Annotated in this window: 9 protein-coding genes and 1 pseudogene; 1 reads left to right on the top strand and 9 read right to left on the bottom strand. The window is 42.2% G+C overall.

Features of this window, described 5'->3' with window-relative positions; translation table 11 throughout:
* Positions 1-145: 145 nt before the first annotated feature.
* The 5 genes and pseudogenes from V7K31_RS29665 to V7K31_RS29685 form a co-directional block, all read right to left on the bottom strand.
* Positions 146-745, bottom strand: a pseudogene (locus tag V7K31_RS29665) (IS1 family transposase); the annotation flags it as partial.
* A 5-nt stretch (positions 746-750) separates the two neighbouring features.
* Positions 751-2,139, bottom strand: coding sequence for a histidine--tRNA ligase (hisS, locus tag V7K31_RS29670; RefSeq protein WP_335099770.1), 1,389 nt, complete (start codon positions 2,137-2,139; stop codon positions 751-753).
* Between the two features lie 347 nt (positions 2,140-2,486).
* Positions 2,487-2,939, bottom strand: a complete 453-nt coding sequence (locus V7K31_RS29675) for a DUF3598 family protein (RefSeq protein ID WP_335099773.1) — start codon at positions 2,937-2,939, stop codon at positions 2,487-2,489.
* A gap of 245 nt (positions 2,940-3,184) precedes the next feature.
* On the bottom strand, positions 3,185-4,606 hold the full coding sequence (locus V7K31_RS29680; RefSeq protein WP_335099777.1) for an aldehyde dehydrogenase family protein: 1,422 nt from the start codon (positions 4,604-4,606) through the stop codon (positions 3,185-3,187).
* A 95-nt stretch (positions 4,607-4,701) separates the two neighbouring features.
* Positions 4,702-5,745 (bottom strand): nitrilase-related carbon-nitrogen hydrolase, encoded by a 1,044-nt coding sequence (locus V7K31_RS29685; RefSeq protein ID WP_335099779.1) that lies wholly within the window; start codon positions 5,743-5,745, stop codon positions 4,702-4,704.
* A 247-nt stretch (positions 5,746-5,992) separates the two neighbouring features.
* Here V7K31_RS29685 and V7K31_RS29690 point away from each other — a divergent pair, with 247 nt between their 5' ends.
* Positions 5,993-6,922 carry an NmrA family NAD(P)-binding protein gene (locus tag V7K31_RS29690; RefSeq protein ID WP_335099782.1) on the top strand — a complete coding sequence of 310 codons (930 nt, stop codon included), beginning with the start codon at positions 5,993-5,995 and terminating at the stop codon, positions 6,920-6,922.
* Positions 6,923-6,979: 57 nt separating this feature from the next.
* Here V7K31_RS29690 and V7K31_RS29695 read toward each other — a convergent pair whose 3' ends face one another.
* The 4 genes from V7K31_RS29695 to pbpC form a co-directional block, all read right to left on the bottom strand.
* Positions 6,980-7,744 carry a red chlorophyll catabolite reductase gene (locus V7K31_RS29695; RefSeq protein ID WP_335099784.1) on the bottom strand — a complete coding sequence of 255 codons (765 nt, stop codon included), beginning with the start codon at positions 7,742-7,744 and terminating at the stop codon, positions 6,980-6,982.
* On the bottom strand, positions 7,725-7,901 hold the full coding sequence (locus V7K31_RS29700; protein WP_335099786.1) for a hypothetical protein: 177 nt from the start codon (positions 7,899-7,901) through the stop codon (positions 7,725-7,727). Before V7K31_RS29700 ends, V7K31_RS29695 begins: the two co-directional genes overlap by 20 nt.
* 404 nt (positions 7,902-8,305) lie before the next feature.
* Positions 8,306-9,673, bottom strand: coding sequence for a PQQ-dependent sugar dehydrogenase (locus tag V7K31_RS29705; protein WP_335099789.1), 1,368 nt, complete (start codon positions 9,671-9,673; stop codon positions 8,306-8,308).
* Between the two features lie 1,176 nt (positions 9,674-10,849).
* Positions 10,850-13,168, bottom strand: coding sequence for a penicillin-binding protein 1C (gene pbpC, locus V7K31_RS29710; protein ID WP_335099792.1), 2,319 nt, complete (start codon positions 13,166-13,168; stop codon positions 10,850-10,852).
* Positions 13,169-13,643: the final 475 nt, after the last annotated feature.

Consider the following 13,643-nt stretch of genomic DNA (forward strand, 5'->3'; position numbering starts at 1 on the left):
TAGTTTAGGGGTAGCCCTACGCAAAAATAGCTCGATGCCAGGTTTAATTTTACAAACTAAAGCCCTCTAGCTCACGTCATTGCTAGGGGGCTTTACTTTACGCGTCATTTGTCGCAAAAATCGGCGTTGCATAATGCGGGATGAATCAGTTAAACACGGATATTTCTCTATACTTTAAATAGTAAAGTAACAAGCGAATTGAGTATTTAAGCATATCTACTAATTTTGAGTAGCATAATGTTTTGCGATGTAAACGTGCTAAGTAATCACGTCAACGGGTATTTTCTCCTTCAACCCTGATCATATAGGTTTTGCTCACAATATAGTCTCCTGGAGAGGATAAAATAGGGGTAAACTTTCCATCCATCTGTGACATAAAAATAGCAGTGCCAAGTACAAACAATCTCCCACAGTGGTTGAAATGTTTCTGCACTATGGTCTCCTCTCCCAGCACCCAAGCCAAAATTCCTTGCCTTCGGCAGGCTTCGCCAACATGAAAATGATTTACGGCTGTCCTACAACCAAATTTTGTTTTTTTTGACCCGACAAAGGTTTCTAGTTCATCTAACTCTCCAACTTCTGGAATTTCATCTTCTTGTGGTGCATCTGGAAGTTGTTGAGCAATTTGTTTAACCCAATAAATGATTGTTGTATGATCAACTCCTGTAGAACGCTCAATTGCGCGAAATCCCATACCATTAACGTACAGCTTCAAACATTCTTGTTTAACTTGATCAGAATATCCGTTTATTAGCCAAGCCTTCTTTTAACTTCCTCAGCCAGATTTACCAGTAACACTTCTACTTGCTCACCTGTTTTCAAATCTTTGAGGGAGGACTTTTGTGTTGCTGCTTCCTTAGAACCAATAATTACGCAAAATTGAATTCCTTGTTTGTCAGCTAGCTGAAATTGTTTACCCAAGGGGCGCTTATCAAAGTTAGTTATAACATTAATTCCAGCCTGACGCAGATGTTGAGAAACTTTTAAATAAGTTGGCATTAAATCATCTTGCATATTCACTACCATCAACTGGGCTGGTGTCACAGCTAAAGTACTAAGAATACCAGCTTTTAGTAAACGACTAATTAAGCGAGTTAAACCAATAGAAATGCCTACACCAGGCATTTTTTCGCCCAAAAATACTCCTACTAACTCTTCATATCTACCGCCAGAACAAATACTACCTAATGCTTCATGTCCTAATAAGGTTGTTTCGTAAACTGTGCCAGTATAGTAATCAAGACCACGGGCAATGGATAAATCAATACAGAAACGATTTTCGGCAACTCCGAGATTACGCACGCCTGCAATTACTGTTTCTAATTCGGTAACTCCCAGGTTCAATTGCTCAGTTTCTGATAGGTTTTGCGCGAGGTGATTGAGCTTATTTAATACTTCATTAACAGAACCATCAATTTTAATAAATTCAATAATATTTTCAGCCTGTTCTGCTAAAATGCCCTCTTTTTCTAAATCTTGCTTTACTTTCTTTTCACCAACTTTTTCCAGAGTATCAACAATACCAATACACGATTTAATTTGGTTTTCAGCAATTCCCACTGACTTAAAGAAACCAGTAAGAACTTTGCGATTATTGATGCGAATCAGAAAATCACCAATATTAATTGCTTCAAATATCTCAGTGATAATTGCAGGCATCTGAGCATCATAGAGCAAGCTGAGTTCACGACGAGCAACTACATCAATATCGCACTGACGAAACTGACGAAACCGCCCATCTTTCGCCCGTTCTCCCCGAAAAACTACATCCATTTGGTAGCGGGCAAAGGGAAAGGTTAATTCATTCAGGTGGCGGGCAATATAAGCCGCCAAAGGAACTGTTTGATCAAACTTTAAAGCTCTTGCTTCCGAACCAGTTTCGCCCGATTTATCTCTCTCGGCTTGTCGATTTGGTGGCAGGATAGGATCAATGCCATAGATGATATTGTCGCCTTGATTGCCTTTAGCTTGCAGCACTTCTAAACGTTCTACAGCAGGTGTTTCAATGGGCGTAAATCCATAGCTTTCAAAAACTCTACGGATGATATCTAGCAAATATAATTCTAGACGCTTTTCGCTAGGAAGAAATTCTGGGAAACCGCTAGGAGTAGAAAAGTTTATTTTGTCACCTTTTGCCATGCATGTACCTTACTAAGTTGAGATTTGAGATGAGAGTTATACAGCAATACGGTTCAGTTAAGGCTAAAACTCTTTGTGAAAGTCATTTTTTTTAACGAACCGTAGAGGCGCAGAGAACACACAAAGAAAGAAAGAAAGAAAGAAAGAAAGAAAGAAAGAAAGAAAGAAAGAAAGAAAGAAAGAAAGAAAGAAAGAATAAATGCTTGACTGAACTGTATTGAGTTATACGGAATCCGCCGGAAGCATCTAACTTTTGTAGAAGGCTCTTTAAACCTCACCCCAACCCTCTCCTTACTAAGGAGAGGGAGCAGAAATCTTATTTCCTTGCTTGCTAAGGGGAGAAATTACTATTTTTTTAGCCGTTCTTCTTGAATTAGGGTGCGTTGAAAGATTTGATTATTCTTAAACCAATGCCAAGTGCGGGCACGATTGTTATTGTCAGGACTAATGTAGATCATTTCATAGATGGTCATTTCTGGGTTTGTCTTATAAGCAAACCACAAAATAACAACTGAATCATCTGCTTCCCAAGCTTTTCCTTGAATGCGATCGGTGTCAAACCAGAGTTTATTATCTTTATAGCTTCCAGGAAATTCATACTCTTCTCGTTTGCCATCAGACCAATTGTAACGATTGATTTGGTAGTAAGGATGAAGTCCATCTTCTGGAAATTGACAAGTTAAGTGAGACTCATACTTGTCGAGGATTTTTCCTGTTGTATCAATTAATGTATAAGTTCCTACCCAATCTCCTTCATGACGGACAAGTACGGGCATTCCTTCTCGAATATTTGAAGTCATTGCAATTCACCTCTTAACAACTGTAGGTAAGGTTGACAACACAAGCTAATAATAATAGATTGAGCGGGTAAGCAGTGCATACCCTACAAAAACTGCTGAATTTTAGCATTGGCATTGTAAGTTGATATATTAACATTGTAAGTCGATGCTATATACCGCTTCTAAAAACTTACCTTCTGTTTCTTGACAGTATTTATGATGATCGTCGTAATATCCTTCCCTCAACTTTCGTAAAGTGGGGCGCGTCAAACTTCATTATCAAACCACCAAGGGTCATTAGTAGTGTTAGTTTTGATCAAAATAGCTTTTTTTCGCATGAAGCGTTTTAGCGCCGCTGCACCCATGCGTGATCCTCCCAGACCAGAGAATTTAAAGGCGTTTTTCTCTCCCTCATGTATCATGGCGGTGAGTCCAGCATCGTTGATACTGATGCCACCTGCATCTATCTGGTGGGCAACTTCTAAGGCTTCTGCTTCTGACTCGGCAAACACAGCAGCACTCAATCCATAAATTGAGTCGTTCGCTAAAGATACTGCTTGCTCTACTGTGGAAAAAGGCATCACTGGCATAATCGGGCCAAAAGTCTCTTCGGTCATCACTTTCATGGAATGGTCAACTTGGGTGATAACTGTCGGACGACACCACCAACCCCCACCTAAGTCTTCAATTACACCCCCGCAGTGAATTACTGCTCCCTTTTCAACTGCATCTACGAGATGGTCGCTAATAATTGCTGCTTGTCTTTCGGTGATGATGGGGCCAATTTCTCCACTTTCAATTGTAGGGTAGGCTAGCCCAAGGCGATAAGCTTTGGCTACTAGTTGATGGTAAAACTTTTCAAATATCGATTCAGCAACATAAATTCGCTCAATTGAGAGGCATGACTGTCCGGTGTTGACGACGGAACCCCACAATATTGCTGAGGTTGCTAATTCTAAATTGGCTGATTCCAAGACGATCGCCGGATCTTTTCCTCCTAATTCCAAAAAAGCTGGAATAAACTGTTTAGCAGCGGCTTCTGCTACTTTTCGCCCTGTGGCTACACTGCCTGTAAAACATACCAAATCTACATTTTCAATCAAAGCAGATCCGGTTGTGCCTGCTCCTTCAACAAAAGTTAATACATCGTGCAGTTTAGGAACGGCGTTGAGTGCTGTAATCATTGGTGCTACGAAGCGGGGAGCGATTTCACTGGGTTTGACAATCACCGCACAACCCGCCAACAATGCCGGAATGGTATCAATGGTAGACAGTAACAGGGGAAAATTCCACGGGCTAATTATCCCAACTAGGGGATAAGGAACCGATATTTGTTGCAAGGCGATAAACGGAATGGCTGTATTTTTTGCAGATTCTTGCAGCAACTCTGGCGCTAACCGACACCAGCGATCGATGCTAGAGAGGAAGGAATCTATTTCTAATACTGAGACTGACAATCTTCCTGTATCATTTACCAAAGCTTCCGTTAAGCGATCGCGTCCAGATAATATCGCTTCCTTCCACTGCTGTAAAGCTTCAATTCTCCCCTCTAAACCCAACTGCTGCCAGCGAACTTGCGCTCTGCGGCTGCGCTTACATTGTTGTACCAGCAGCTTTGGGGGCGGTGGGATAATTACGTAGTCAAATTTGCCAGTTCGGGGATTGCGGACTTCTATTGGTTTTGTCATTAGGAGTTATTCAATTTTGGATTTTAGATTTTATATTTTAGATTTTAGATTTTTCTTCAATCCCAAATCCAAAATCCAAAATTCTTCTGCCCAATTCAAATTATCCCCAATTTGGTTAACCGCTCAATGGTGGCTTGCTGCGTTTGCAGGAAGTGTTTGCGGTCTACTTCTCCTTCCAGCATAGTATTAGCAGGGTAAAAGTGTGACTGGCGATAACTTTCGGCGTATAGCTCAAACCGTTGGCGTGAAAGTAAATTATTTAACCCCGGTCGGCGGCGATCGCGTCGTAATGCTACTAGGTCAATCTCTGCGAATGCTGCCATGCTTTCACCTGCACCTGTCTCAGCTAAAACGATTCCGCGATGGTCAATGATTTTAGAGCCACCATCAGCCGAAGTAATGGGGATGGCAATATTAGCGACACCTGCGGTATTGGCTGAAACTACGTATGCCAGATTTTCGACGGCGCGAGTGATTTTTGCCGCGTCTTTGGGGGTAAGGTTTTTGTTGTATACTTCCGAGGTTGAATGGACAAAAATCTCCGCTCCTCGCATCGCCAAACACCGCGCCACTTCTGGATACAAAATTTCTTCTGATGCTAAAGCTGCCAAATTACCGATCTCCGTTTTGGCAACGGGGAAAACTCCCTCTAAACCATAGCAGTCGAGATACTTATCCCAAACATCATGGGGGGTGGGAGCAAATAAGGAATTTAGCCGCCGATATCGCAAAACAATTGAGCCAGAGGGGTCAATGATAAAGCAGGTTTGGAAATACAATCCGCGAAAATTGGGGTCAACTTCGTAGGCATTGCCAGCTAAAAAGATTTTATGCTTTTGAGCAATTTTACCAAGTGCTTCATACTCAGCCCCAGCCATTTCTATACAGGCTTTTTCTGCCCATCCTAAGAGAGAATCTCCCATCGGAAAACCAGTCAGGAAATATTCTGGCAATACAATTAAACGACAATCAAAGCCAATGAAAGCGATACTGGCAGCAATTTGTTGAGCTAGGCGGTTGATGGAGTTTTGCATCAGCGATCGCGCTTCGTGGCGATCGCTTGTTTGGTTGACTGCATGACAGGTAACTTGCAGTGCCAAAGCACGGTAGGATTCTAAATTATCGGTGTTATTGTCCAAAATTCCTCACTAATTGAAAGAATGCGATCGCCATCTCAGAGCGTAGGCGTAGCCCAACCTAGCCATCGTACAAGTTTATCTGTCAACTCAGATCCAAGGGCTTTGTTGAAACTTTTTGCTTGGATGTTGTCGGTCTGAGGTCGAAACTTTAAGTTCTGATATTAAATCAGGTTGCTACTTAATTATTATTTGCTTCTTCTGTCTTTGTATAAACTTAATTTAAATAAAGAACTCCAGGTAGAAGAGAATGTCAAATTTCCCCGATCGCACAGAGTCAAACACCGATAAAGTGTTACTCATCGGAGTTACTGGTGGCACAGGTGGAAATGTCGTCAAGGGATTTCTCGAACAGGGAGTTACCAATTTGCGAGTCATCACTAGAGAAATTGACCTGAATCGTCCAACTCTTGCAAAACTCAACGATGCCAAAGTTGAATTGGTAAAAGCCAATCTCGACGATGAAACCTCCCTCATCGCAGCCTTTGCAGGGATTTCGGCTGTTTACTGCCACGCTACTTCTGCGGACTCCCCTAAAATTGACCCGCGAGAGGTGGAGAGAGCAAAGCGAGTTGCACAAGCTGCCAAACAAGCTGACATTAAGCACTTTGTCTATAATTCCGCAGGTGGGGCGGACAGGAATTCAGGAATTCCCCGCATTGAGCAAAAGTACCAAGTGGAGGAAATTCTCAAACAAGCTGGCTTACCGACTACTATGTTGCGAGCCTGCTTGTTTATGGAGGAGTTTTGGAAGAAGTACACGCGACCTTCCATCCTCAAAGGTAGTTTCCCGTTTTCTATTCAGCAAGACTTGCCCCTTCATCTAATTACAACGAAGGACATGGGGCGCGTTGCTGCCTACGTAATCAAACATCCTACCAAGTATATTGGTCAAGAAATTGAGCTAGCTGGCGATGTGCTGACTCCAAAGCAGATGGCAGAGGCATTCTCCCAAGCGCAGGGGATGAAAGTTGTCTACAAAGAGACACCCGCCTGGATTTTCTTACTCTTGCTCCAAAGGGAACTGTTTGATTTGATTCAGTGGTATCGCAAACAAGGTTATCAAGCCGATGTCCAGCGTTTACGAGAAGAGGAGTTTCCTGGACTTCTGACTACATTTAGGGAATTTCTGGCAGAAACCAACTGGGGAAATGCCCAACTCACCTACGAGAGTCTGTGATTACCTCACCCTCAATCCCTCTCCTTATAAAGGAGAGGGAAGCATTGATTCACCAATTTAGAGAATGCGATCGCCACCCCAGAGCGATCGCACAAGTCTATCTGTCAATTCCGATCCAAATAGCCGCACAGCGATTTGGTTATCTGCGTCGCGTTCTGCACTGCTCCGGCGCAGCCATAAATCACGAGCCGCTAGAGCATCCCGTGCATCTTCTGGCACAGGTTCAGCTGCATCTACCCAAGTTAACCAGCGATCGAGTGTTTCATGTGCAAGTGTGCGAGTTAGTTCGAGGGTATCAAAAGTAGGCGCGCCGGTGTAGCACAAGCTAACAGGCGATTGAAATAGGCGAACATACACACTTTTGCTAGTAAATAACTTGAGCCGCGAATCGGACTGCAACTTCAAGAATGTTTCGTTAACTGGCTCATAGTAGCGATCGAGATATGCCAAATCGGTTAAAAGCTCAGTCCGGGGAATGTAATCTATATAAAAGAAAATATTGGGAAGTGTGCCAAATTCAAACGCTAAATGAGGAACCTGGATATGCGACTTCAACCAAGTGGTAAGACGCATGACGCTGAAGTTTGAACTTTCAGGGCTTCCTAGCCATGAATGAACTAGCCAGTCAATTTCTGACGCCACAAAAGTGGTCAGCGATCCGTTGATATTGCCATCGAGACTGCGGTATGGCTGTAAATCTAGTGTAGAAGGGTCTGGATGTAACTGAAAACGAGCCTCTAGTTTTTGGTGGAGTTCCTTAGTAATTTCCCACAACTGCTCAAATACAGCTTTCTTGTCTAGATCAGTTGGTTGCTGAGTCATAGTTTGAGTTTGTTGCTTTTATATAGAGTTTGACACTTTCCCCATCTGTGATCAGGGGGAACATCTGTGCGTTGCTACCAAAGCCTATATTACATCGTAGACTGCGATCGCTATCATCATTTGTGACTGGATTCAAATCGGCTACGACTAGACGCATCAACATAACCTGTAATGCCCCTGAAATAGCAATTTGGCAGCGTAATTATTACGATTACATATTATTACATAATATTAGAATGCTCGTTGAAAACCCTTGAAGATATGTCCATGATCCAAATACGTTGGTAGGGACACAGCAATGGTCATAGGTGTCAACTTAGCGTGAAAACCTGCCTAGAACCAGCTTTTAGATTGTCTCGTTAAGAGTCTCCGACTGGGAATGCCGTTCTAGAGGCGGAGCCTCTTGAAAAGCGGCAGAGCAGCATTTCCAGCCTCTTGCTGGAAACGAGGTTTTAAAAGGCTTTGCGCTTAAGTTGACACCTATGAGCAATGGTGTATCCCTACGAGAAATCTATATGTCTCAGGGTTTGTGTGAAATGGGATGAAATCTGGAAATCATTTTTATCTCGGCGTGTAGGAGAGCCTGTAAATCGTGCCGCTGTAGTCATCCGATATTAACAAATTACCCTGCTGATCCACTACCGTATCCACGGGTCGCCCCCAGAAATCTTGCGTTCCTGGAATTACCCAGCCGGTGACTAAATCTATCTGGTTTCCTGGGATCTTTGTCGTATTTTCCCAGGGAAAGTAAGCTATTTTATAACCTGTTCTCTGCTGCCGATTCCATGAGCCGTGCAGCCCTACCAATACCCCAGTTGAGTATAGGCTGGGAAACTTCGTATTTTGTAAGAAGGTTAGTCCCAACGGAGCTGAATGCGCTTGGATACCTCTGATAATCTTGTCCATCGCATTGCAATTAACATGTCCATCGGCATTAAACTGATAGTCGCGGTCGAAGGGCATATAGTAGGAGCGATTTGATGTGTCAGGATTGGGGTTGCAGAATGGCCAACCGTAGTTACCGCCATCTCGGACTCGCGTGAGCTCCTCTGGCGGGTGGTTGTCTACGTAGGACGGGACAACCTTACCGTAGTTGTTAGTGGCATCCTTGAAGGGATAGGCGATGTTATCTCGATTATTAACGGCTACCCAGAGGTCATTTGTGCCAGGGACGAATGCCAGTCCTTCTGCATTGCGTAAACCTTGGGCAAAAAGCCGCGGATTGCTTCCATCAGCGTTGTACTGGTAAATCGCACCCCGCCGTGGGTTACTGACAGTATCTGCTACGCAGGCGTTGCATGTCGAGGCGATGGACACGTATAGTTTGTGGTTGGCATCGAGTGCGATATTTTTCAGTTCGTGACCGTAAGCACCTTTGAGTTCGGAGGTGCTGCTGTCTGGTAAGCCAGCGACGACAACTTGGCGATTCTGGGCGGTTATGTCTCCAGATTTGTAGATGAAGCGGTTAATTTGATTACTCTCAGAGATATAAATGTATGTGGTGTTATTAATCGTGTGAAACACAATGCCCTGCGGATTGCGTAGACCTGTCACAAAGTCAGAAATAATTGGGTCTTTGCTGCCATTTGCCCTGACAATCAGTACTTTACCGGTACTTGGCTGCGACACTAGAAGATTGCCATTGGGAGCAACTGCGATAAAGCGGGCTTTCGGAATGCGAGCATAAACGGAGATGGAGAAGTTGGGCGGCACTTTCAAGTAACGGCTAATATTGAAAGGCCAATAGCTCATTGTATTAGAAACCTGAATCTTGGTGTCAATAGACGCGGCTGCTGGGATGGCCAACGCTGGGGTGGAAAGAACCTCGAAGGGGATCACAGTAGTAAGCAGGGCGAGCAAGCTAACTAGCCGCGCAGATACTATCCGTCCGAGCCATTGTTTTGGCTGTAGAGCAAACAGAATTGACATTTTCAACTTCCTTTTGATGTGGATAGTAAAATAAGATAACTACACTTAAGACTGTGTTTAGAGCCTTAGTTGTAGCAGCCAGCAACGCCAGAAACGCTTTGACTGCTCTCAGTGCTAAGAATAAAGTGTTGAGTGAATTAAAAATTACTCAATACTTATCTAATTGCTGAAGTAGCCCTATTTACACTAGTTAGACTTCCAAATTTTAAACTGTTTATTTACCAAGAAAAAATCAGTGAAGATTTGATTATTAATTAATTTGTGTCAATTCAGAGATAGCTTTTTTAAACTTCTGCTAGTTGTTAGAGTATGGGGCTGGCAAGAAGTTGAGCCTATTTACCGGGACTTATGCAAAATTGTTTCAAAAACCTGATTTTTCGTAGTGGTAATTCCTGAATTACCACTAATTTAGAACTTTCTTCCGTAAGTCATATTTGCCAATAATCTTAGCTAAAATGGATGATTAAAGGTGATTACAGTTAATAGAACCGTCCGAAAGTTCAATTGATATAAATCAAGAAAATAAATCCTATCTCTGTTGACTAAAATTAATTCTCCTAAAGGCTAGTACAGATTACATAAGATACGAAATCGGGGAGTTACTCAAAATTAAACAACACTATCTTTCGCCCTTAAACTATCAGCAGCTACATGAAACCCTCATTACTGCATTGTTTTAAGACATCTAAATATTGTCTAAAAACCTTAAAGAGACTGGGTTCTAAATTTCCGAAAAAGTCTAATTCTTACCCGAATATCTCTGAATTGCAGGTTTGATTGATTAATATTGCTCTTGTCTAGATTTAACTAGCATATATAGAACTCCGGTTTGATTAATCAAAAGTTTTTAAGATAAAAGCTTCACTGGAAAATTTTTTAGTCTCAGTATACTTTCCAAATTCAAGTCCGATTCCTATATTTACTTACATACTATTGAGATCAGACTGAAACGTAACTCGTATATTCACTAATATTTAAATTTTCTCTTAAATTTTTTTAGAGTAAATTTACGTAAGCTGTAATTCAATATCATGTTTCAGCAAAAAGTGGCGATACTCAAATACAAGTTATTGTTAGCTTACTGACATCAGCCCTCTATCTTCATCCTTTTTTTTAGCTGAAGGTATTGAGTGTAGAACTTTATTTACGCTAACTAACTATTTAATTATCGGCGATTCATCTCTTTACCGGAGAATTACTAATAGAAAATCCCCGACGCGTGGGTTTAAGATTAGCCAATTCCACTTGAAAACTTACCTTATCGCTCATTTTCCCACTTCTGGCTTCCAAAGTCCAATTACCAGGACGCAAATACCAAAATAAAGAATTAGCTAACTGTGTATCTAACTTTTCACCATTTAACCACCACTCAACAGGCGCAGATTTATTTCCCACTAGCTTCAATTCGAGTTTTTGCTTCGCGTCTTCACCTGGATACAGTAAGAATAAATCGCCATGATGCGGAGATAAAATTCTCAAATTGGTAGAAGTAAAATTCGATTGCTGTTGTTTTGCCAACCACTCATCATACTCTGGTGGTAAATTGAATTGATTTTCACGTTCGTAATTACTTTTATCTTCAGGATAGAAATATTCCTGCACCACTGAGGTACAATCTGGTGTTGGTCGTAACCCCGAAATTGCACAAATAGGTAGTTGCACTAAACCTTCTGGAGATGGAAAATCTGCTGGTTCTTGATGTTCGTGCAGGTGTAACATAATCCGATTCCACAAGGGTGCAGCCCCTGTCACACCTGAAACCTGTCGCATCGGTTCGCCGTTGAAATTGCCTACCCAACTAGCAACGGTGTAATCGGTAGTGAAGCCAACTGTCCAAGTGTCACGAAAATTGGAAGAAGTGCCAGTTTTAGCCGCAGAAGGAAAGGGTAAATTTAACACTGAGTCTACACCAAATGCTGTTGCACGAGCATGGCGATCGCTGAGTATATTGGTGATTAATTGCCATATTGTGTGGTTGTTGGGGAGTGGGGAGTCGGGAGTCGAGAGTGGGGATTTGGAAAATGTGCTTACTAAAGGGGTCGCATCTCCAAGTCGTGCTATGGTCAGGTAGGCATGCGCTAATTCCCAGAGACTGACTTCGCCACTACCTAGAGTTAACCCTAAACCATAATGTTCTGGGGTTTGATTGAGGTGTTCAAATCCTAGTTGATGCAGTCGTTCTAAGAAAGTTTCCACACCTACTTTTTCTAACACCCGCACTGCGGGTACATTCAGGGAATTTGCTAAGGCGATTCGCACCCGCACTGGGCCAAGAAAGCGTTCGGTATAATCTGTTGGACTATAAAGTTTCGCGCCGGGAATGGCATAATGGGCGGGTACATCTGCTAAGATACTATTTGGGCGAATTAAACCTTTTTCTAAAGCTAATTCATACACAAAAGGCTTGAGTGTAGATCCTGGTTGACGTAGAGCTTGCACTCCATCGTTGCGTCCCAGTTTGACTTCATTAAAGTAATCAGGCGAACCGACATAAGCCAAAACTTCGCCACTGCGGTTGTCAATCACCAACGCAGCTGCATCATGGACATTGTTGGCGGCTAGAGAATAAATTACCTGTTGTACCTGTGCTTCGACAAACTGCTGCAAAGGAAGATTTATAGTCGTGCGGATGGGGGAATTTTCTTCTGTTTGCGTCTCAGACATCTTATTGGCTAACCAAAATAAAAAGTGTGGTGCAGCGATAATTCCCCGTTGGCGAGATTGAAACACAACTTTTTCGGTGTGTGTTCGGGCTGCGATCGCTCCACTAATATACTTTTCTAGTACCATACGATTGAGGACGTATTTTTGTCGCTGCTTCAGCCGTTCCCAATGCTGGTAAGGGTTAAAGTATGTGGGATTATTGGGAATAGCAGCCAACAAACTAGCTTGGGCAAGATTCAACTCACTAGCTGAGATGGAAAAATAAGTCCGCGCAGCTGCTTCCACACCATATATATTGCCTCCCATTGGCAGCCGATTGATATATGCAGCAAAGATTTCATCTTTGTTCATCCCTGCTGTTAACCGCCAAGATAGCCAAATCTCTTGCATTTTACCAGAGAAGCTGCGAGGCACGGGATCTAACATCCGCGCCAATTGCATCGTAATCGTGGAAGCGCCGGAAACAACTTTTTTGGCGTGAATGGCTTCTTTACTGGCGCGGATAACAGCTTTCATATCCAACGCCCCGTGATGGTAAAAGCTGCCATCTTCGGCGGCTAAAATGGCATGGGTAAACTGGGGCGAAACCTGATTTAGTGGTACTACTGATGTATGCTCTTGGTCACGGGTGAGCAATGTTCCTAATTGTAAACCATTGCGATCGCTAAATTGCATTGCCAACTGATTTTGGGCAATGTCTGCGGCACGAATGGGCGCAAAATAAGGTGATAGGCGTACTATTAGGCAGATTAGCAGCAGAGCCAGGATAACTTTACCAGTTTTATGCAGTTTGTGCTTAATTTGAGTTAGCGATCGTGAAATTAGTTTCATCAGGGAAACCCCTGTCTAAGAAAAGTTACCTTAATTTTCCCGCCGACTTACTTACATCTACATCAGTAAATATGTCAAATCCTTAATAATTCATTTTTACTAACTTAGCAGATGTAAATTAATGTTTGCAAAATTTATAGTTAAGAATTGTAGTTATTTTTTGGAACAATCACACTGAATTAGTTATCAATGTAAATAAACATAGTTAAATCCAAAGTTTAAGTACAAATAACTAGTCATCTGGAGTAGTTTATTAGTATTAAGATTGCCCACTGAATAAGCGAGTGTGAACTTTTGTTAGCTATAATTTGTGAATTTTTAATTTTGAATTACTAAAAATATGATTATCAGAGTTTTACTCCGTTTCCACCATAAAATTCTCTATCTCTTCCTTAGTGTCCTTGGCATTCTTAGCGGTTCATTAAAAAAAATTAGTCATTCCTCAAGGCGCAAGAGAAAAATACAGTTTATTCTT

The organism is Nostoc sp. (assembly GCF_036917675.1).
Taxonomy (GTDB): domain Bacteria; phylum Cyanobacteriota; class Cyanobacteriia; order Cyanobacteriales; family Nostocaceae; genus Nostoc.

Excerpts from the sequence above, each read along its gene's own strand:
- hisS (WP_335099770.1), bottom strand. The coding sequence starts at position 2,139 with ATGGCAAAAGGTGACAAAATAAACTTTTCTACTCCTAGCGGTTTCCCA.
- V7K31_RS29680 (WP_335099777.1), bottom strand. The coding sequence starts at position 4,606 with ATGACAAAACCAATAGAAGTCCGCAATCCCCGAACTGGCAAATTTGAC.
- V7K31_RS29675 (WP_335099773.1), bottom strand. The coding sequence starts at position 2,939 with ATGACTTCAAATATTCGAGAAGGAATGCCCGTACTTGTCCGTCATGAA.
- V7K31_RS29695 (WP_335099784.1), bottom strand. The coding sequence starts at position 7,744 with ATGACTCAGCAACCAACTGATCTAGACAAGAAAGCTGTATTTGAGCAG.
- V7K31_RS29700 (WP_335099786.1), bottom strand. The coding sequence starts at position 7,901 with ATGCGTCTAGTCGTAGCCGATTTGAATCCAGTCACAAATGATGATAGC.
- V7K31_RS29705 (WP_335099789.1), bottom strand. The coding sequence starts at position 9,673 with ATGTCAATTCTGTTTGCTCTACAGCCAAAACAATGGCTCGGACGGATA.
- pbpC (WP_335099792.1), bottom strand. The coding sequence starts at position 13,168 with ATGAAACTAATTTCACGATCGCTAACTCAAATTAAGCACAAACTGCAT.
- V7K31_RS29690 (WP_335099782.1), top strand. The coding sequence starts at position 5,993 with ATGTCAAATTTCCCCGATCGCACAGAGTCAAACACCGATAAAGTGTTA.